13 protein-coding genes are annotated in these 21,168 nt (G+C 53.4%); 7 read left to right on the top strand and 6 right to left on the bottom strand.

Going from position 1 to position 21,168, the window contains the following annotated elements; genetic code table 11:
- Positions 1-8 precede the first annotated feature (8 nt).
- The 4 genes from CYPRO_RS11245 to CYPRO_RS11230 all read left to right on the top strand — a co-directional run bounded on the left by CYPRO_RS11245 (position 9) and on the right by CYPRO_RS11230 (position 7,409).
- Entirely contained in the window at positions 9-998 is a 990-nt protein-coding gene (locus CYPRO_RS11245) for a type IX secretion system membrane protein PorP/SprF (RefSeq protein ID WP_164682727.1), read from the top strand.
- 13 nt (positions 999-1,011) lie between these two features.
- The gene (locus CYPRO_RS11240) at positions 1,012-2,715 is read left to right on the top strand and encodes a hypothetical protein (protein WP_114984698.1); all 1,704 of its coding nucleotides are present in this window, start codon (positions 1,012-1,014) and stop codon (positions 2,713-2,715) included.
- Between the two features lie 283 nt (positions 2,716-2,998).
- Positions 2,999-5,929, top strand: coding sequence for a prolyl oligopeptidase family serine peptidase (locus CYPRO_RS11235; RefSeq protein ID WP_114984697.1), 2,931 nt, complete (start codon positions 2,999-3,001; stop codon positions 5,927-5,929).
- Between the two features lie 373 nt (positions 5,930-6,302).
- Positions 6,303-7,409, top strand: coding sequence for an IS110 family RNA-guided transposase (locus CYPRO_RS11230; RefSeq protein WP_114984638.1), 1,107 nt, complete (start codon positions 6,303-6,305; stop codon positions 7,407-7,409).
- A gap of 1,364 nt (positions 7,410-8,773) precedes the next feature.
- On the opposite strand, the gene rpsU is transcribed toward CYPRO_RS11230, so the two are convergent.
- Positions 8,774-8,968: a 30S ribosomal protein S21 gene (gene rpsU / locus CYPRO_RS11225; protein WP_114984696.1), complete on the bottom strand. Its 195-nt coding sequence runs from the start codon at positions 8,966-8,968 to the stop codon at positions 8,774-8,776.
- Positions 8,969-9,010: 42 nt separating this feature from the next.
- On the opposite strand from rpsU, the gene CYPRO_RS11220 reads away from it, so the two are divergent.
- The 3 genes from CYPRO_RS11220 (at position 9,011) to CYPRO_RS11210 (ending at position 14,067) form a co-directional block, all read left to right on the top strand.
- A complete protein-coding gene (locus CYPRO_RS11220) occupies positions 9,011-11,080 on the top strand; it encodes an ABC-F family ATP-binding cassette domain-containing protein (protein WP_114984695.1) in 2,070 nt (689 codons plus the stop codon).
- An 84-nt stretch (positions 11,081-11,164) separates the two neighbouring features.
- Positions 11,165-11,833 carry a tRNA (guanosine(46)-N7)-methyltransferase TrmB gene (gene trmB / locus CYPRO_RS11215; protein WP_114984694.1) on the top strand — a complete coding sequence of 223 codons (669 nt, stop codon included), beginning with the start codon at positions 11,165-11,167 and terminating at the stop codon, positions 11,831-11,833.
- 263 nt (positions 11,834-12,096) lie between these two features.
- The gene (locus CYPRO_RS11210) at positions 12,097-14,067 is read left to right on the top strand and encodes a transglutaminase-like domain-containing protein (protein WP_114984693.1); all 1,971 of its coding nucleotides are present in this window, start codon (positions 12,097-12,099) and stop codon (positions 14,065-14,067) included.
- Positions 14,068-14,097: 30 nt separating this feature from the next.
- On the opposite strand, the gene CYPRO_RS11205 is transcribed toward CYPRO_RS11210, so the two are convergent.
- From CYPRO_RS11205 to hslV, 5 genes are all read right to left on the bottom strand, one after another.
- Positions 14,098-15,174, bottom strand: a complete 1,077-nt coding sequence (locus CYPRO_RS11205; protein WP_240644740.1) for a PA0069 family radical SAM protein — start codon at positions 15,172-15,174, stop codon at positions 14,098-14,100.
- A 383-nt stretch (positions 15,175-15,557) separates the two neighbouring features.
- Complete coding sequence (locus CYPRO_RS11200) at positions 15,558-16,667, bottom strand: alpha/beta fold hydrolase (RefSeq protein ID WP_124245595.1); 1,110 nt, start codon at positions 16,665-16,667, stop codon at positions 15,558-15,560.
- Positions 16,668-17,020: 353 nt separating this feature from the next.
- Positions 17,021-18,904 (bottom strand): S41 family peptidase, encoded by a 1,884-nt coding sequence (locus tag CYPRO_RS11195; RefSeq protein WP_114984690.1) that lies wholly within the window; start codon positions 18,902-18,904, stop codon positions 17,021-17,023.
- 232 nt (positions 18,905-19,136) lie between these two features.
- Complete coding sequence (hslU, locus tag CYPRO_RS11190; RefSeq protein WP_114984689.1) at positions 19,137-20,567, bottom strand: ATP-dependent protease ATPase subunit HslU; 1,431 nt, start codon at positions 20,565-20,567, stop codon at positions 19,137-19,139.
- Positions 20,560-21,096, bottom strand: coding sequence for an ATP-dependent protease subunit HslV (gene hslV / locus CYPRO_RS11185; RefSeq protein WP_114984688.1), 537 nt, complete (start codon positions 21,094-21,096; stop codon positions 20,560-20,562). Before hslV ends, hslU begins: the two co-directional genes overlap by 8 nt.
- Between the last annotated feature and the right edge of the window lie 72 nt (positions 21,097-21,168).

Raw genomic sequence — 21,168 nt, 5'->3', positions numbered from 1 at the left:
TTAAAGTTTTGTTTAAAACCTGCAGATGCCTGTTTCTCGTACTTGTACTTGTTGCATCTGATTTTGGTATTGCCAAAGCACAGCAACTCAGTGCTATACCGGCAGCATTCGCAGATGTTGGTTTCGGATCCCGACCCGTAAGTATGGGAAATGCCTATGCGGGCCTTGCGGATGATATAAATGCTGTTTATCTGAATCCCGCAGGTCTTACTTCACTGAGCCTGTATGAGATCGAGTTTACCCATACAAGGCTTATGGGGCTGGTGAATTATCAGTTTTTTTCAGCCGGCTTGCCATTGTCAGAAAAACAATCCGCGGCATTGGCAATCATTTCTTCCGGTGATGACCTAATGCGCGAGTTCTCCCTTCATTTGGGATATGCCCGTGAGGTGTTGCCGGGTCTCTCAGCCGGGGCAGCCCTTAAGTACAGGCGGTCTGGTTTTGGAAATAACACCCTCAACCCGGAAGATTTCGACGGAATATTTGACCCGAATGAAATTAGTATTGGCATTTCCAATCAGGTTTATGGTAACGCCAACGGCTTTGGCCTCGATTTAGGTCTTATCTATCGAATGAGTGATGAACTTAGTTTCGGACTAATGCTCCGCGATATTTTCGCACCCGTTTACTGGAACAGCAAGACCCGTAACGCTGACAGTCGCTCAAAGGGCAGTTATAGTGAGCGCGTACCTTTTGAAGCAGCGCTCGGGACTTCATGGTCAGCCGGTGGACACACCATTTTTTCAGTTGAATACAAACCATCGTTTGACAGCGAACAGGATGATGCCCTGAGAATCGGTTTTGAACGCATTTTCTTAGACATCATAGCCCTGCGTCTCGGAACAGAGCAGTGGCTCAACACCCGCGCCGATAATAAGTATATGATGGGAGCTGGTGTGCAGGTACCCCTATCAGAATATCACATACAAGTGAATTACGGGTACATTATTGATGATATCGCCAATACGCATCGCATTGGTCTACAGGTAAATTTTTAAAGAGGGTAATGATATGACTTCATCAAAAAATAAAACCGAAGCAAAACACTTTTTACGGGTTTGGGTTTTGCTCCTGCCGGTACTGTCGCTCTTCGCCCTAACAAACGCGGCTTCTGCTGCTGCAGCTTTAGCTGATGACGATGATCCGCCGCTACTTTCATTGTGGCGCGGAGGGCTTTTAAATATCGACTTCCGGTATAATCTGAACGCCACGGGCGCCGGCTATGGGTCTGCTATGATGGGAGGTATTCTTTCAGCAGGGGTAGGGCATAACGCCGCAATCATTTTTAACAACCCGGCCGGACTTGGGTTTATACAAAACCGTGACTTCGTATTTGACACACAACTCGGCTACGGCTCATGGACTACTTCATCCATCGAAAACAACATTATTTCATCATTTAACGATGAAATTGAAACAGAGACGGACAACTTCGTCCGGGATCCCGATAATTTTATCCTGTCGGCAAGTCCAACAATCAGGCCAACACAAATTAACAGCCTTCGGGCCGGTGTTGGCAGCGGGTTTACGTCGTTTGCGGTTGCATGGCCGGTTTACCGGAATGTAGTGCTGGGTCTTGGCGCAACGCAGCCGGCAGATATTCGTTTCAGGCTTCAGTCGTCTGGTCTTTCAACCAAAATCAGGGAAGAGCAGGGCACTGATGATGTCAGCGTGAGGTTCGATATTTTGATGAATATTTCCTCGCTGCTTGATTTCAGCTTTCAGATGCAAAACTTCACGGTTGGTCTTGGTGCGCTTCTTTACAGCGGTGAGTTAGGGGACGTCGCGGGAGGTTTTGCCCTAAACCGATATACAACAGCTCACCGCAGGATTTTAAGTACTGACCTGAACGGCTTTGTTGTGGTGGGGGGAGCTGATGAACGTTTCTTTAACAATCCAAACGATCCAAACCTGAACTTCGCGGCCGGTGAATCCAACGATTTTGTCATGCAGGCTTCCGGGGACTTCCAGGATACCCGAAACGGCTTTCAGTTTTCCGCTTCCTGGAAAACGCCCTGGTTTGCGGATATTTCTCTATCCTACAATCACATGCCGGAATTTTCGCTGACCGACCCCAACTCATTCAGCAGGGCATTTCTGCCGGTATTTATCGTTGGGCAGGATGTGCTCAGCGGTGATCTTGAACTTGAGCTCGACTCACTGCAAGCCAACAAACCAAACCTTTCAACTGAGCGGGATATATCGGATCTCATTTCGGATTCCAGGCTGCAGCTGCCCTCGAGCCTTCGTTTGGGTGTAGATCTTAAAGCCGGACGGCACACCATCGTCTTAAATTATATCGCCTACACAAGCCCGCTCAGGCTCGAGTTTGGGGATGATATTATTGGCAAAAGTGCCGGTAGTGGTTTCGGACTGGGGGCCAATTTTGTTTTCCCGGAAAAACTTAAGGGCTGGAATCTGGCGCTGATACCGGTACGACTTCTGTTTCTCGATATAGACGGGCTGCTTTTTCAGGCATTCAGCCAATACACCCGATACAGCAATCCAAATTACAGCTTTGGCGCTTCAGTCATGTTTTCAGGGGCCTTAGCGGAAAGTACCGATGAGGACTTCAAAGACCTCTTTGATAACCCTACGCCAACATCATTTTCAATGGGACGGTGGTATTCGGTTTTTGATGACTTTACCGTAGGGGTAAACATTGCCGCATTTCCCGATCTGTTTTTCAGGGCTTCGGTGGGCTATCGTTTCTAACCATTACTTACGATTTTCGAGTAAGGAATCCTGTCGTCGGCAAGCGTCGGAATTTTCCTGTTGACGACACCTTGTTGGTATAAAAAATTTACCGAAGAGGCGGGGTGTTCCTGCACTGGTGATGCAAACACGTCTTTGTGGCTGAAAAACCATGCAGGTCATGGCGTGAAAAACAGCCTGATTGATTCCGGGCTGCACATTTTCTCACAACCTCAGTACAGCAGTTTACAAATTGCCGTGTATTTTAGGCGAATCAACTAACCATCCTAAAAAACTGAGGTTTATGAGATCATTTGTTACGATGAGTCTTGCCCTTGTTCTGTGGCTTTCGCTCGCTTCGTGTACCGCGACCGGCCAAAGCACGCGAACGGGGGATAAAGTGCCGCTGGATCACAGCGATTTTGATCAGTGGCGCGCTGTTTCCAACGAGCAGTTTACCCGCGACGGGGATTTTCTAATCTATAGCCTGAATCCGCAGGAAGGCGATGGCGAAGTCGTTGTCCGGAACCTGCGCACGAACCGCGAGAACAGCATTGCGCGCGGACAGCGGTTTCAGGTGAACCATAGCGGTACGCATTTGGTGATGTTCCTGGCTAATCCCTACGCCGAAGAGCGGCAGGCGCGCATTGACGGCAAACGGCTGCGGGATGTCTTCACCGACACCCTTGCGGTTTATTCGCTGGCAACCGCGGAGCTTGAGAAAATAGGGGAGGTCACCTCCTTTAAAATGCCTGATGAAAACGGCGACTGGCTGGCCTACCGCTTCGAGCGAAACGATCGTTCGGCCGCATCATCAGATTCAAAGGATGCTTCCGAAGGGGAGTCAGAATCCGGCGAAGCATCGCAGGAGCCGAACACCGATGAAGCAGATGAAGACGCGGAGGCTTCACCCGAAACAACCAAAAACGACCTTGTGCTGCGGGATCTGCGTACCGGTGAGGAGCGCGTATTTCCCTGGGTAGATGACTACTTTTTCAGTGAAGGAGGTGAGCGTCTCGTGATGCTGACCCTTGAGCAGGACACCCTCAGCACTGCCGGTATCCATGTGCTTGAACTTGAAAGCGGCGAGCTTTTTACGGTGAGTGAAGGCCTTAAAAACTACAGGGGCATTACGATGACAGCCGACGGTTCGCAGATTGCTTTCATCGCGCAGCAGCCTGAGCCCGAAACAGAAACTGAAAACGGCGAAGACGCAGAGGAAAACAGCACTGCGGATGATGATACGCCTGAGTATTACGGGCTTTGGTTTGTCGCAGCAGGCAGCACCGAAGCGCAACACATCGCCGACGAAAACAGCAGCTGGCTGGCCGAAAGCTGGATGATCAATGAGCACAGTTCCCCTTCCTTTTCGGAAGATGGCCGCCGCCTCTTTTTCGGCACCGCGCCCGAGCCCATGCGCCGCGACCGCTCCGTTGAAGCCATCGACATGGCTGAAGTAGATATCTGGCACTGGCAGGATGAGCGGCTTCAAAGTCAGCAGCTCGTGCAGCTGCGCAATGATCAGCGGCAAACTTTCCGTGCAGTCTATCACATTGCAGACGACCGCTTCTTACAGCTTGAAGACCGCAGTCTGGAAAATATCTCCGTGCCCGACCGCGGCAATGCACCCTTTGCGATGGGCGCCCAAAACCGGCACTATCTCTACCTCACACAGTGGGATGGCTTTCCGGCCCGCACCGATTTGTTTGTTGTGGATATCGAAACCGGAGAGCGCAGCCTGTTTGCGGAAGGCATCAAGGCAGCGAGTCAGACCTCGCCCGACGGACGCTACTTCATCTGGTACGATTACGCAGATCAGAACTGGTACACGTACGAGTTCGAAACCGGACGCAGCACGAACCTGACCGGCCATCTGGATGTGGCGTTCTTCAACGAGCTGCACGATGCGCCCTCTGATCCAAATCCCTACGGCATCGAAGGCTGGACGGAAGGCGACGCGCGCGTCATTATCCGCGACCGTTTCGATCTCTGGGTGTTTGATCCCGCGCAGGAAGGCAGCGGTCACCGGCTCACCGGGGGCTATGGTCGCGAAAATCAGGTTACCTTACGCAGCTTTGCCGAAGACCGCGAGGCGCGCCACCTGCCCTCAGATGAGATCTTCCTGAGCGCCTTTTTTGACGTGGACAAATCTTCCGGCTTTTACACGGCCAAGCTCGAAGAAAGCAATCCGAATCAGCTTTGGCGCGGCGATTTCCGCACCTTCACCCCGGTCAAAGCCGCCGATGCCGAGCGCTGGATGGTCCGCAAAAGCACCTTTCAGCAGTATCAGGATGTGTACCTCACCGACCGCCGCTTCCGGAATTTCCAGCGCGTAACGCACGCCAATCCGCAGCAGGATCAGTACTTATGGGGGGATGTCGAGCTGTTCCACTTCACAAGCCTCGATGGCGAACGTCTTGAAGGTCTGTTGTACACACCTGAAGACTTCGACCCCGACAAAGAGTATCCCATGATCGTGTATTTCTACGAGCGTACGAGCAACCGCCTGCACTGGTACCGCCCGCCCGCGCCCTCGGCCTCGACCATCACGCCCGCATTTTACACGAGCCGCGGCTACATCGTTGCGATGCCCGACATCGTGTACACCATCGGAAATCCGGGACGCAGTGCCGAAAACGCGGTCATCGGCATGACCCTGCACCTGCTCGACCGCGGCTTCGTTGATGCCGACCGCATCGGGCTTCAGGGGCAGAGCTGGGGCGGCTATCAGATTGCGCACATCATTACCCGCACGGATATGTTTGCTGCGGCCATGGCCGGTGCGCCGGTTTCGAATATGATCAGCGCCTACGGTGGCATCCGCTGGGCAAGCGGCCTCAACCGGCAGTTTCAGTACGAAAAAACGCAGAGCCGCATAGGTGGTACGCTGTGGGAAAAGCCGACCTATTACATCGAGAACTCGCCCATTTTCTTCGCCAACCGCGTGCGCACGCCCCTGCTCATGATGCACAACGACGAAGACGGTGCCGTACCCTGGTATCAGGGCATCGAGTTCTTTACCGCGCTCAAGCGCCTCAATCAGCCGGTGTGGATGCTCAACTACAACGGCGAGGCCCACAATCTGCGCGAGCGCGTCAACCGCAAGGACCTCTCCCGGCGCATGCAGCAGTTTTTCGATCACTACCTGATGGACGCCCCCATGCCTGTCTGGATGCGCTACGGCGTACCGGCCATCGAAAAAGGCCTGCATCAGGGCTTCGAACTGACAGACTGATTGCTGTAGCTCAATACTTTACCCCCTATAAAAACACCCGGATTGCCACAGCGATCCGGGTATTTTTTTGGGTGAAACTCCGGGAGCATCACTCATATGTTAATTTTGATTCAAATTGGCGTCTAATCGGGCAAGTGTTAGATTAGAAACCAAACAACCGAAATAGGAGCAAGTCTGGCACCCTCGGAGCATCACAATCACCGGTTTAACCGGATGAACCACGCCAGGCATAACCAGACTTGTATCCTGGCGTTGAAAGACAACAGTACCAAGAGCTTAGACCCGTTTCTAAAGCTACCATTCATGAGTGAAATTCATGCGACAGGATCCTGCTTCGGATGCAAATAACACACCACTAAACTATTGATTAGTCATGTTTTATTCCATTGGCATAGATATCTCAAAAGACGACTTCAAGGCCTGCATCCTCGAGTATAACCCTGTTGAACAGACCGAGCGTGTACGCTCCTCCAGAAAGTTTAACAACACCCAGGCAGAGCTGCCCAAGTTTGTCAGCTGGGTCACCAAATGGGAGTCCAAACAGCCTGCACCGGTGCGCATCACCATGGAAGCCACCGGTGTGTATTACGAGCGGGTTGCCCTGCACCTGTTTGATAACCACCCCGAATGGGCATTAAGCGTGGTTTTACCCAGTCAGGCGCGTAGATTCAATGAGTCTGAGGGATTCAAGAACAAAACCGACCGTATTGATGCCCGCGGGCTAGCCCTGATGGGTGCGCGCAAGAAGCTGCAGCTATGGCGGGGCATTAAACCCTATTGGAGCGAGCTGCGTCAGCTCACGCGTACCCGTGGCGCGTTGGTAGAACAGCGGACCCAGCTCAAAAACCAGCTTCACGCTCTCAATTACAGCGCTTACGCTATCAAAGATACGCGCAAGATTGTCCAGCAAACCATCGCTGCCTTGGATAAACAGATCACCAAGCTTGAAAAGCTGATCACCAGGCATCTGGATTCGGATCCGGAGATCGAAGAAAAGGTGGATAAGCTGAAGTCGATTCCGTCGATAGGTTTGATTACAATCTCCACGGTGCTGGCAGAGACGCTGGGCTTTGAATACTTTACGACAAGAAGCCAGCTGATCAGCTATGCGGGTTACGATATAGTGGTTAAGGAGTCAGGCAAACACAAAGGCAAGAGAAAAATGTCGAAACAGGGCAATGCGCGCATCAGGGCAGCCATGTACATGCCGGTTGGCAATATTTTGTCGCACAGGAAGCAACCATATTACAGCTATTATGATCGGTTAGTCAGCCGGCACGGGATAAAAATGAAGGCCAATGTGGCCTTGCAGAAGAAGTTGTTGTGCCTGATGTACCATTTGTGGAAGAAAAACGAGGCCTTTGATGCCGCGCTGGCGCTCAGGCCGGCCGGCCTGAGCGCCAGCGCGGTATCGCCCAAGGGCGATACCGGTGTTGATACGACCATACCGGAGCTAGAAATGGCATTTTTTGAAGATTAAAACAAAAAAAATGACTTGACTTTTGACACAGTACCTAGCAGCAGTGCTGGCTCAGCACATCCCAAATCGGTCTCATGGTCCCTTGCTTTTTGGCCTGTTACACGCCGACAGAACACGGATGGGGTAGATATGAGCGGATTTGGCTTACCCTGGTTCGCAGTGTTTTGAACAGGATTTTCAGGATTACAGGATGGACAGGATGTTTTTGAAACAAGGCTCCCAAACCCCATCACCAGATCCTTCGACTCCGCCTCCGCTGCGCTCCGGCTCCGCTCTGGATGACAGGGGCAATTTCCAAGACCCCCGGCGCGGCCTGCCGCGCCGTTTGACACGCGGCGGCGCTGTCATCCTGAGCGTAGCGCAGCGGAGTCGAAGGGTCCCGTGGTGTTGGGCTTCGAAGCGCTGATCCATATCGGGGCCGGACAACCGCAGGAGATCTCTTACATGAGGCTTCGGTGGTCTGCCGAAGTAGGTCGGGTTCAGGGGCTTTGATCGCGGCGTTGCCATGTCCCGGCGTTCGAGATGACCCGTTTTTTGTTTTTGATTTCGAACCAGCTCCGGTAGGAGCGACACCTTTGTAGCATGATAGCACCGCCCTCCCCAATCCCCGGCGCGGCTTGCCGCACCGTTTGTCGTGTGGCGAGCGTATCATCCTGAGCGGAGCGCAGCGGAGTTGAAGGGTCCCTAGGTGCAGGGCTCCGCAGCGTTGATCCATATCGGGGTTGGAGCCGCCGCGATGCGATAGCGGGCTTGGGATGCCTGTTCTGAAATGTGTGCATTCGGTTTTACAGGCCTGCAACCGGCATGGTCACAGGCCGAAGCTGGTAGATCCCGGATAACGCCGGTGTGCTATGGCGTTGATAATCATTCACCTAAGTGGGCGTTTCCGGGATGACGCCGTGGGGCTTCGATGGGCTTTTGATGCAAGGCGTATCTTTGGGGCTTTGATCGCGGAGTTGCCATGCCCCGGTGTTCGAGATGACCTTTTTTGGTTTCGAAACATTGTGGAGACGCAAGATTTTGCGTCTCTACGTGAGCGGCACCTTTGTAGCTCGAAAGCATCGCCGCATTTCCATTGGCGTCAAACGCGCAAAAAGCAAGGCGCTATGAGACCGTTTTGGGATGCCTTGAACCAGCATTGCAGACCTTGATGCTCTCGGAGTTTTCCCTAAAAATAAAAAAAGGCGGACTTTGTCCGGGCGTTTTGTTTTCCGCCGTGATACGCGCAAAAAAAAACCGCCACGGAGGGCGGTTTAAAAAACACAAATACTATTCATTAACTGTACATGCAGCCGTCTTGCAGAGCGGCTGTAGCAGGATACCGGGCGCAGTGTTAGTGTGCGGAGACCGGTAGGTCAGAAATATCAGTAGTTGTAACGCTGACGACGACGTTCTTCACGAACACTCTTTTTGAGCGCTTCACGCTTCTCTTCAGAAGGCTTGGTATATTGCTGACGCTCCTTATATTCCATCAGAATGCGGGAACGCGTGATAAGTTTTTTAAAACGGTTGATCGCACGATCAACACTTTCGTTATCTTTGACTTTTACTCCGATCATGTACGTTTTGAGTCGATTAAATTTTGATTTGGTGAATCCTGAATGTTGACAATCTCTAATATAACACTTTTCATTTCAAACTTCTGCATCTTTTCAGGGCTAAATTTTCAGGCATCAAGAGGGGACCGAATCGGGCTTGTGGGTCCGAACGGGGCCGGTAAGACGACCTTGTTGCGTCTTATTGCCGGGCGTTACGAACCGGAAGCCGGTGCTGTAAACCTGCAGAGTGGCTGTAAAATCGGGTTTCTCGAGCAGGATACGCTCGAAATAAGCCTGGAACAGTCGGTCCGGGACTTTGCCCTGCAGGCGTTTGCCGAAGTCAAACAAATCGAAAAACGACTCGAGGAGATCGGTATAGCCATCAGCGAATCAACCGACTATGAGAGCGAGCGCTACAGCGATCTGCTCAATGAGATGGAGCGTCTTAACAACCGCTTCACCATACTCGAAGGCGACCGGGCGGAGTCCCGCACCGAGGAGGTGCTCGAAGGGCTGGGCTTCAATACCGAAGAGCTGTCGCAGCCCTTGCAGCGCTTTAGCGGGGGATGGCGCATGCGCGCGGTGCTTGCCAAGCTTTTGCTTCAGCGCCCCGATGTGCTTATGCTCGATGAGCCGACCAACCATCTCGACATTGATTCCATCGAGTGGCTCGAGCAGTACCTGAAAACCTACGAAGGCGCCGTCGTAATTGTCAGTCACGACCGCTTTTTCCTGAACCGCATGGTCACGCAAATCGCCGAGCTGCGCAACCGCCGGATTTACACCTACACAGGAAATTACGACAAGTTCGAAGTGCAGCGCGAGGAGCAGGTGCAGCAGCAGCAGCGCGAGTACGAGGCGCAGCAGAAGGAAATCGAGGAAACCGAGCGCTTTATTGAGCGCTTCCGCTACAAGGCGACCAAGGCGCGGCAGGTGCAGAGCCGGGTGAAAGCCCTTGAAAAAATTGAGCGTATCGAAGAGCCGGATAACCCGCAAAAGCGGATGCAGTTCCGCTTCCCCGACCCGCCGCAGTCCGGCAAGGTCGTCATGGAGCTGACCAACCTCATTAAGAGCTACCCCAGGCCGGAGGGCGACGGCAAAATCCGTGTGTTCACGCAGGGGCAGCAGCTGCACATAGAGCGCGGCGACAAGATTGCGCTGATTGGTCCCAACGGCGCCGGAAAATCGACGCTTGCACGCATCCTCTACGGTCAGGAGCCTTTCGAGGGCACCCGCGCCGAGGGGCACAATGTGCTGATGACCTTCTTCGCACAGCACCTCGCCGACGTGCTCGAATCGAACCGCAGCATTCTCGAAGAGATGGAATCGGAAGCCCGGACTTCCGAAGTCAGGTCCCGCATCCGCTCCATTTTGGGCAGCTTTTTGTTCTCGGGGGATGACGTCTTCAAGCCCGTTTCGGTGCTCAGCGGCGGGGAGCGCGGACGCGTGGCGCTTGCCAAAACCCTGCTGCAGCCCGCCAATTTCCTGATTCTCGATGAGCCGACCAATCACCTCGATATGTCCTCGAAGGAAGTGCTGATTCAGGCGCTCGAGGAGTACAAGGGCACTATTCTCACGGTCAGTCACGACCGCTACTTCCTTAGCCGCTTTGCAACCAAGGTCTGGCGGGTCGAAGGCGGACGCGTGACCGAGTACGACGGCGGCTACGATTATTATGAGTGGAAACGGGGCAAGCAGCTTGAATCGAAGGAGGGAGGCGACCCGGCACCGGTTGTCGCGGCATCGGGTATAGCCGGCAGTGCTGCGCCGGTACAGGCCGCGGCGACCAATGGAATGAACGAAGAAGACATCCGAAGGACCGGTCCGAAATCGAAGGAGCAGAAGCGCATGGAAGCGGAAATCCGCAAGCGCTACAGTTCGCAAACCGGCAAGCTCCGCAAAGAAATTGAAAGTCTGGAAACCAAAATGGCGAACCTGGAAACCCGCAAAGAAGAACTCGACGCACAGCTTGCTGATCCGGCTTTTTATCAGAGCGAAGCGGCTGGTAAAGCCATTAAGGAACACGCTGATCTCAGCCGAAAAATCGAGGATATCACCGAGCAGTGGGCCGCGCGCGCTGAGCGCTATGAGTTGCTGGAAGAACAGATGAAGCAGGAGTTGCTGCAGGCTTAGATCACGGTGTTCATCTTAGCAGGGTAAGCGTTTCAAAACAGGCCGCTTGAAGGCCGGAATCACTTTTAACAGACGCATTTATTCATGTCAAAAAACAAGCTTCAGCGCTTTCAGGAAATAGCAGACTTTGAGAACGTAAGCGATTTCTCGCACTTCAGGCCCGGGATGGTGTCTGAGCATAAGGAAAAGTGGGCAAAAAATGTTTTTGGTAACGATCATCCGGTAACGCTCGAACTTGCCTGCGGCAAAGGGGTCTATGCGAGGGCGCTTGCCGCGAAGGATCCGGCGCGGAATTTTATCGGAATTGACATAAAAGGCGACCGTATTTGGGTTGGGGCTAAGGCCGCCCTGCAGGAAGAACTTCACAATGTTCACTTTATCCGTGGACAGATTAACTTCCTGACTTCCTTCTTTGCAGCCGGTGAAATTGACGAAATCTGGATAACCTTCCCTGATCCTTTTCTGAGCCATCGCCGCCGTTCGCGCAGACTTACGTATCCCCGTTTTCTCGATCTGTACAGGCAGGTACTGCGGCCCGGCGGTCTCATCCATCTTAAAACTGATTCGCCGGAACTCTTTGCGTTTACGCTTGAAACCCTTGCAGCGCAGCAGCACGAAATAGTGACACAGGTTGACGATGTGTATGCCCTAAAAGAAGTGCCGGAGCTTCTCCGCATACGCACCTACTATGAAAGCATGCATCTCGAAGAAGGCCGGACCATTCAGTACGTAAGCTTCCGGCTCCGCAGCTAAATGGGGCAGCATTGCATTATTGAAAAGCAACCGCAGCAGGTCTTTCAGGTGCGGGATGATGTATGAAAAGGTGGCGCCTGATTTCACCTGAACACTTATTTTAATGTGGTGCTTTTTGCCTTTGATTTGCCGTCAGTACATTCACGGCCTAATATTATAAAGCTGATCTTTTCTGATGTAAGCGCATCAAAACTTGAAATCCGAATGGTAACCGAAGCCGTGCCGTGAACAGGCCGGTACAACGCAATCCAAAAACTACGTATATGCGAGCTCTACTTCTCATTTTCCTGTGTGCGGTGATAGGGGGAAAGCCGGCGTTTGTGACTGCGCAGGAAGTCCCCATTGAAACCGAAGATATGCTTGACCGGCAGCTGCCGCCTGACCATCGTTTTTTTGTGCTTGTCCATCCCGATGGACTGCCGGATTATCCGGAATATGCTTCCCTGAATTTGCGGCAGGAAGTTGTTTCCCGGGAACATGGAAAAGTGACGCTCCAAATTACGGTGAACCGCAGTTTTCCCGACACCGATGATCCTTTCCCGACGCAGGAATTTGACCCTTCCTTCCGTCAGTATCTTGAGCCGTCTTCATCCATTGAAAGCGATCACCCGGAGATCCTGGCCATACGGGATCAGATTCTTGCCGAGCATAACCCGCAGACGCAGCTTGAAGCGGTGAATGCGGTTCTGCGATGGAACCGGCAGCATCTGCGCTGGGGCGAGCCCGTCGAGGTGCAAACCGCTCTCGAAGCCCTGCATACCGGTGTTGTGAACTGCATCGGCTTCACGCACCTGCCCGCGGCCATACTTCGCAGCATGGGCATTCCGGTACGCACCCTGCGCACCTTCATCGGGAATCCCGCGCGGAACCGCATTATCCCGCATTATCTCACGGAAGTTTACTTTCCCGGTGCCGGCGGCTGGGTGACCTACGAACCGCAGGGGCCTGCAGTGCCTTCCGCCGAAAACATCGTGGCCTATGCGCACCATGACTGGGACCCGGCGGGTCAGGCAGCCTTTCGGCCTGTGTCTAACGACCCGCGGCTTCGGGTGAAGGGGCGCTTTGGCGTGTATCAGCCCGGTGAGGACCTGACGCAGCCGCAACTGCACAATATCCGGTTTGAAAGCGAGCGCCTGAACGCAACTTCTCCGGATGATACCTTCCGGATTTTTTTTGAGGCAAGCGACGCGGGCAGCGGCATTCAGGCCGTGCATTTTGAGTACAGCGCGAGCTCCATCCCGAGGGTTGGTGGAGAAATTTGGGAAGCCGCCAGTTTTGTGCGGGAGGGCGATGTACACCGCGGTGTTTTTGAAGGGCAGCTGTTTGCGTCCAACACCCCGGTAAATTTCAACGAGTACTGGGAGTTTACGGAGGTCATCCTTACCGATAAAAGCGGCAACGAAACCTGGTACGACCGGGCGCAGCTTCGCGAGATGGGCCTGCACCGGATTCCGGTCACGCCCTGGGATTTTCGCGCGGAAAAGCGCCCTGAGCTTGTGCAGGTTGTCGGACCCTTTCCGTCTGTCACCTGGCTGGAGGCCCCGAATACGCAGAGTCTGATGTTCTACATAACGAAGCTGCCCGCCGAAAATTCAGGTTTCATGAGGTTGCAGCACTGGTTCACGGATGGAGAAGGGCCGCCTGTTGCCCTTGGCATGCACGAGGACGGCATGGTCCGCGGGAGTTATGACATCCGGACCGTAATGCCCAACTGGAACCGCCCGGAGTTACAGCGGCCTGATCAGGCTTCCGTCAGATATTTCCTTAACCGGGTCTACGGCCGCGACAGCATGACCAACAGCCTTGATGTTTCCGGTGCGGCGCTTGAGCAGCGTTTCGGCCCCGTTTATATGGATGTTGTAAGCCAAACGCAGCCCGTAACCGCAGAGGGGCCGGCGGGTATCCGGCACATCACCCGTATTGGGGGCGAAGCCGGCGTATCATTTACCGGAAACGTCTATCTCGTGGTTGAAACGGAGGGCAGTATCAAGCCCTTTGATCCGCCACTTGCGCCGGCACAGAATATGTTTCGGGAGCCAACAGTTCGGGCCGGGGTTCAGCACAACCGGCGGGTTCTCTTTCGTCAGGGCCGACGCTTCGGGCACAACGTATTTTTGCTCGAGGTCAACGAAAATATTCGCTCTGTTGAAATCACCGACGCTTCCGGTGAAGTCCATTCGTTTGACTGGGAGACGCTGCAGGACAGGGTCACGGTTGTTTCAACATCGGAGTAAAGTGATAGGGCACGGACTGTCGGACGGCGATCACAGGCCTAATTTCAGTTGATCGCCCCGGATAAACGCCGAAGTGTTGAGCGGTTCGCTGTGCCGCCGCAGCTTGAGACCGAAGCGCTTGGCAGATACGGCAAACAGCGTCCGGACCTGTTCCGCAAAAGGACCGCTGCCTTTCATGCGTGTGGCAAAATCAGCTTCGTACAGCTTGCCGCCCCGGGTGTCGGTCACGCGACTCAGCACTTTTTGTCTGCGGTCGGGATAATGCTGATCGAACCAGTCGCTGAAAATCTCCTTCACGGCCCATGGCAGCCGCAACATCACATATCCTGCGTGTGAAGCGCCGGCTTCAGCAGCCGCTTCCAGCAGGGCCGGAATTTCGTGATCGTTAATGCCGGGAATCACGGGCGCAGTCATCAGCCCGGTTTCTATGCCCGCTTCGCTAAGCTTCCGGATGGCTTCAAGCCGCCGCTGCGGGCGCGAAGTCCGCGGTTCCAGGGTATCGGTCAGCCGCGGATTCAGGGTTGTAAGCGAAACATTTACGCGCACAAGCCGCTCTGCAGCGAGCTTGGTCAACAGGTCGAGATCGCGCGTAATCAGGTGATTTTTGGTGATAATGCTCACCGGATTCCGGAATTCCAGAAACACTTCGAGACACTGCCGTGTCAGCCTGAAATGCTTTTCTGCCGGTTGATACGGGTCGGTTACCCCGCTCATCACAACCGTTTGCGGCTGCCAGCTTTTCTTCAGGAAAGCCTTCCGGAGCAGTGCCGGTGCGTTTTCCTTCACCAAAATCACCGACTCAAAATCCAGGCCCGCTGAAAAGCCGAGGTACTCATGCGTCGGCCGGGCATAGCAGTACATGCAGCCATGCTCGCAGCCACGGTACGGATTCAGCGAGTACATGAAGGGGATATCCGGGCTGTTATTGGTCGCAAGAATGCTCTCGGAATCATCCTTCAGGTAGCGGGTCGGCGTCTTTTTCTGATGGGGCTCATAGTCATCATCCTGAACAAAATGCACGGGTTCGAAGCGGTTCGCGGGGTTTGCAGACTTACCGCGCCCTTTCACGGCTTGCTGACGATTCGAAGCATGGGGAGAGCAAAACACGGAATGCGATCTTACTTTATGGATGAAAGTTTGTGACGAATTTAGTACATAAATCACACATATAAAAACAATCATTCCAAAGCTGAACCCCAAACTACCATAAAGGGCCGCGCGTGTTTGTGTGACCGTACCACGGGCTTCCTAAGCCGTCATGTAGTTTTTTTTTTGGGTAAAATCCCGTGAACATCAAGGTCTTGGGGGATAGCGCAGGGCTCATAAGTCAAAGATAGGTCCCTTGCTTTTTGGGGGCGGTGCCGGACCTGGTCAGTCAAAATCAAAAACGCGATGGTGCTTGTTTCAGCGGGACTGCCGTGGTGCATGAAAGCTGGTTGTTTGGTTATTCATGGCTCTCATCCTTCGGGCAGATGGTGCTTACAGTTCTTTCATTCCTGTCCCTTCAGAAAACGGGCGGTGTCGGCAACGCTACGGTCGGGGATTTCTTCCATGGGAACATGGCCGGCGTCTTCATAAATGATGAGGGACGCGTGCGGGATGGCCGCTGCAATGCGGTGCGCGTTTTGGACCGGAATCCAGTTGTCGTGCTCGCCCCACAGAATGAGAACGGGGGTGTCATCGAGGGAAGAAGGCTCGGGCAGCTCCGGCAGGTGCGAACGGTCGGCCCCGGGCAGGGGACCCTGATTCCGGGTGAGGAACGCCTGCCGGTTACCTTCACGGCGCAGCAGCTCGTAATACTGCGTGACCGTCTCTTCGGAAATCCGCTCGCGGTCGTAGTACACTTCCCGCAGGGAGTGACGGAAGGCAAACTTGGGCGTGAGAATACTCAGCCCTTTTCGGACGACCGGATTTCCGAGGGCGTCGAGCAGCAGAGAGCTGCGCTGTTGCTGTTGGGCCGAAGCGCGGCTCGTATCCGGCGTAGCTGAGGCCCGCGCGGTATCCGCAACGACATCATGCGCTTGCTCCGGCTCATGCTCAACCAGTGCTTGTTCTTGCTGTTCTTGCTGTTGCTGTTCCGGCGGGACCGTCTGTACGGGGATACCGCCGCCATTGAGCAGGATCAGGCTTTCGGTTTGCTGCGGAAAATGCTGTGCCCAGGCCATCGCGTAGCGAGCGCCAAGGGAGTTTCCTGCAACGCTCCAGCTTTCCGTGCCGGTTTCGCGCCGGAGTGCTTCCAGAAAAGACAGGGTTGCCCGAATGCCGTAGTCGTTATCGGGCTGCGGCCCCGTGAGGCCGAAACCGGGCAAATCAACCCGGATGACGCGAAAGTCAGGGGTGAGGGCGGCCGTCCAGGCGTCCCAGGTATGAAGGGAGGCAAAGGTGCCGTGCAGGAGCAGCAGCACCGGGGCGTCTGCCGGACCTTCGTCGCGGTAGTGTGCGATCATGCCGTCAACGGCAAAAAAATGAGAGTCTTCGGTTGCGTAGGTTTCAGCAAGTCTTTCGACGGAGAGGTCAGGTCGTATGAGTCCGGCAAGCAGCAGCAAAATGAGCAGCAGCAGAAAGCCGGTAAATTTGAACAGGTTGCGAATAAAGTTCATGAAGGTGTAGCGGCAGAAAGGGTCAGTTGAAGAATGGGGGTTGAAATATAACCAAAGCTGACGCAGCTGTCTGTATAAAGTCCGGTTTAATTTAGTTTGACCGGTACTTTTCAGTTTCCCCTGATGGCGGTGCTGCGGAAAAAAAAGCAAGGGACCTGTCTTTGACTTGGGAGGCCCTGATCTGTCACGAAAGACCGTGATGTTCACGGAGTTTCCCCCAAAAAAATAAAGACCGGAAATGCCGGGCAGTTGCGCTCAGGGTTTAATGTTGGACCTGCGTGGCGGAGAACAAAAAAAATCCCGCACAGCAAGCTATGCGGGATTTTGTGATGTCATTGTCATTTGTTGTCGGGTCAGCCGTCTTGCGGGCTTTCCTGACTGAGGTTTCGTACGAGGGCTTTGAGCTGTTCAACTTCGAACCAGAGGTCCATGGCCTGATGGAGCGTTGTGTCGAACAGATCGTTGAATACGGGGAAGTATTCGGCCTGCCCCCAGATTTGGCGGGCGAGTTCGGCTTTGGTTGCTGCCGGCGGAATCCATCGGTCAGCTTCTACGAGATCGGGATTGATGAACAGTTTGTCATCTTTTGAGAAAGTCGTTTCCGTTGTGTCGCTGAGGACGAGGCCGGCTTCGAACATGCGGTCCCAGAAGTTATCCATTTGGTCGGCTGACCAGCTGAAATCGGCTCTGAAGCGATCGAAGTCGTCTCCCCATTCGCTGCGGAAATCATCGTAGCCTTCATCGAGGAATCCCCTTACAAACTCAAAACCGACATTGTTTTGGCGCATAAACCCAAGCACGTAGCTTCGGGTTGTGTCGGCCTGAATGATGTGATCGGGTACGATACCGCCGCCGCCGAATACGGTGCGACCGGCAAGGGTTTGATACACGAGGGAATCGGGCAGGTTGCTGATGAAGTTGGCTACATCGGTGCTTGCGTCGCGGTCGCGGGTGTGGATTTCGAGCGCGTATTCTTCACGGCCCTGATTGAAGGGCTTCTGAATGAGGCGTCCGGAGGGCGTGTAGTAGCGGGAGATGGTAACGCGGATGAAGCTTTGATCAACAAGCTCGTACTGTTGCTGTACGAGACCTTTGCCGAAGGTGCGCCGCCCGACAATGAGGCCGCGGTCGTTATCCTGAATGGCTCCTGCCAGGATTTCGCTTCCGGAGGCAGAGCCTTCGTTAATGAGCACCATGAGCGGAATTTCCTGAAAGCGTCCGTTGGTGCGGGTTCTGTACTCCTGACTAAATCTCGCATGGCGGCTGCGCGTGCTTACGAGTTTGGTGTTGCGCGGGAAGAACTCACTGGTAATGCGTACGGCCTGATCGAGGAAACCGCCGGGGTTGTTGCGAAGATCAATGACGAGACGTTCCATGCCGAGCGCTTTGAGGCCTTCCATGGCTTCCATGAATTCGTCGAAGGTCGTTTGCGCAAAGCGGTTGATTTTGATGTAGCCGGTACGCTCATCGAGTTTGTACGAGGTGTCAACGGTAAACAGCGGGATGTCATCGCGCGTGATGTTGAAGTTCATGATGTTGCGGCTTCCGGGGCGCACAATTCCAACGCGAACAACGGAGCCTTTGGGGCCGCGCAGTGAGCTGAGAACGTCTTCCTGAGAAAAGCCAACCGCGTTTTCGTCGTCGATGGAAACAATGCGGTCACCCGAGCGAATCCCGAGAACGTCACTTGGTCCGCCGGAAATGGCTGATATGACGGTAATGCTGTCTGCGATGATGTCAAATTGAACGCCAATACCCTGAAAGCGTCCGGCGAAGTTTTCACGCACCCGGTCTGATTGTTGCGGATCAATATAGTCGGTGTACGGATCGAGGGAGGTGAACATCCCGCGAAGTGCGTGCTCTGTCATCTCATTCATATCAAGATCAGGGAAGTTCTGATTGATGAAAGTGTAGGCGCGCTCAAACCGTACCGCTGATTCGCGGATGTCGTTTACGCGAAGGTCGGCAAAGGTCGTATCGATAGGGGTGCCGGCAATGCTGAAAGTGGAGTCGCCGATGTTGCTGACCATGCCGCGCATGCTGTCTTTAAACAGGACGTTGGCTTCAACTTCATCCACGTAGTTGTTTAAAATCCAACGCTGCGTCTGAATGTATTTTTGAAGGTTGTGTTCGTGATTGGTTTCATTGCCTACAAAAACTTTATCGAAACCAAAGAGCCATAAAGCTGAGAGCAATACTAAACCTGTCAGACCGGACGCGAAAAATCTTTTAATCATTGAAATATGTTAGAACTGCTTTGATAGGTATGGGCTGAATTTGCTTAATGTGAGAATTCATCAGGCAAATATCAAGGGTGATGTCAATTTTAACGGTAACGGCTTTGTTGTTCGTTTCATATAAAAAGAATCAGGCAACAGGAAAACAGCCGTGTGGAAAGTTTTTTTGCCCCATATACAAAAAACGGCTCAGTTGGTACGCTGAGCCGTTTTTATAGTGCCTGTGCTGTGTTTACAGGATAAACTGACTGAGGTCTTTGTCCGTAACGATCTGATCGAGCTGTTTGCTGACATAATCGCGGTCGATATGGATGGTACCTTCGCTGATGTCGTCCGGGACGGCGTAGAGGAGTTCTTCGAGCACGGTTGAAAGGATGGTGTGCAGCCTGCGCGCACCAATGTTTTCAACATCGTGGTTTACGTTGGCCGCAATTTTTGCAATTTCGCGCAGGGCTTCGTCCGTGAACGTCAGGTCTATGCCTTCGGATTTCATCATGGCCTGATACTGAATGGTGAGCGCATTTTTGGGCGTCGTCAGGATTTGGTAGAAATCTTCTTCGGTGAGGGAATCCATTTCTACACGAATGGGGAAGCGTCCCTGCAGTTCCGGAATGAGGTCGCTGGGTTTGGCGACGTTGAAAGCACCGGAGGCAATGAACAGGATGTGATCGGTCTTTACCATGCCGTATTTGGTGGTAACGGTAGAGCCTTCAACAATAGGAAGAAGGTCGCGCTGTACACCCTGTCTCGACACATCGGGTCCGCCGGATTTGGATGAGTTGCCCGCTATTTTGTCGATTTCATCCAAAAAGACAATGCCGGTGCTCTGCACGCGGTCGAGCGCGATCTGAACCGCCGACTCATGGTCGATGAGCTTTTCGGCTTCTTCCTGAAACAGGTGCTGCCGCGCATTTTTGATTTTCATTTTCCGCTTTTTGGTTTTCTGAGGCATGAGGTTGCCCAGCATATCCTGCAGGTTCATCCCCATTTCTTCCATGCCCTGCGGACCAAAAATTTGCATGGTTGAGCCGCTGCTTGCTTTTACGTGAAGCTCTATTTCGCGCTCTTCAAGTTCTCCGTTGGCAAGCTTCTGCCGAAACTTCTCGCGGGTGCGCTCATTGAGTTCTTCATCACTTGCCGTGGCAGCGTTAAAGCCGACTTCCTGCCCTGCGGTTGTGCTTTTGTTGTAGTTGTTTGTGCTGCGCTTTTTGGAAAGCGGCGGGATGAGGATGTCAAGAATGCGTTCTTCAACCATTTCTTCAGCCCGTGGCTTTACGTTATCACGCATTTCCTGCTTCACAATCCCAATGCTGATTTCGGTAAGATCGCGGATCATGGATTCCACATCCCGGCCAACGTAGCCGACTTCGGTAAACTTGGTGGCTTCTACTTTGATGAAGGGTGCCCGCGCGAGTTTGGCAAGCCGGCGCGCGATTTCTGTTTTTCCTACCCCTGTAGGACCGATCAGGATGATGTTGTTCGGAAGGATCTCATCGCGTATGCTGTCCCCGGCATTCATGCGGCGCCAGCGGTTTCTGAGGGCGATGGCTACGCTTTTCTTTGCTGCTTTTTGTCCGATGATGAACTGATCAAGGGAAGCAACAATTTGTTGGGGCGTGAGGTGATCGAGTTTATGTGCCTGGAGTTTCGTTGATTCAGCCAATTTCTAAGGTCGTTAAATTGTGATTGGTATAAATATCGATGTCTGCAGCGGTGCGAATGGCTTCTTCCGCGATTTGTTTTGCACTCATTTGAGGGGCGTGCTTTTTTAACACCCGGGCCGCGCTTAGGGCAAATGAGCCGCCGCTGCCGATGGTGAGAATATTGTCTTCGGGTTCGATAACATCGCCCTGACCAGAAATAAGGAGACCCTTTTCGCTGTTGAGCACGATCAGTAGGGCTTCGAGCTTGCGCAGATACTGATCTGTGCGCCATTCCCGGGCGAGCTCAATGGCAGCCCGTTCAAACTGTCCGCTGTATTGATTGAGTTTCTCTTCGAATTTTTCAAAAAGGGTGAAGGCGTCTGCCGTAGAGCCGGCAAATCCGGCAAGTATTTTGCCGTTGTGCAGACTTCTAACTTTCTGGACGGTTGATTTAAGTACTGTTTTGTCAAGGGTTGCCTGACCGTCGCCGCAGATTGCGGCTTTGCCGTTATGGATCACACCGATTACGGTGGTGGCATGAATATGCATAGGGTTTAATTCGTGGGTATGCGGGTTATGAAGTCCGGTTGATTGAAAGCACAAAAGCTGCAAAGGTCGTGC

The sequence above is a fragment of the Cyclonatronum proteinivorum genome (assembly GCF_003353065.1).
In the GTDB taxonomy this organism is placed as follows: Bacteria; Bacteroidota; Rhodothermia; order Balneolales; family Cyclonatronaceae; genus Cyclonatronum; species Cyclonatronum proteinivorum.
The sequence above is the reverse complement of the archived record's forward strand: the minus strand, read 5'-3'. Positions and strand labels throughout refer to the sequence as shown.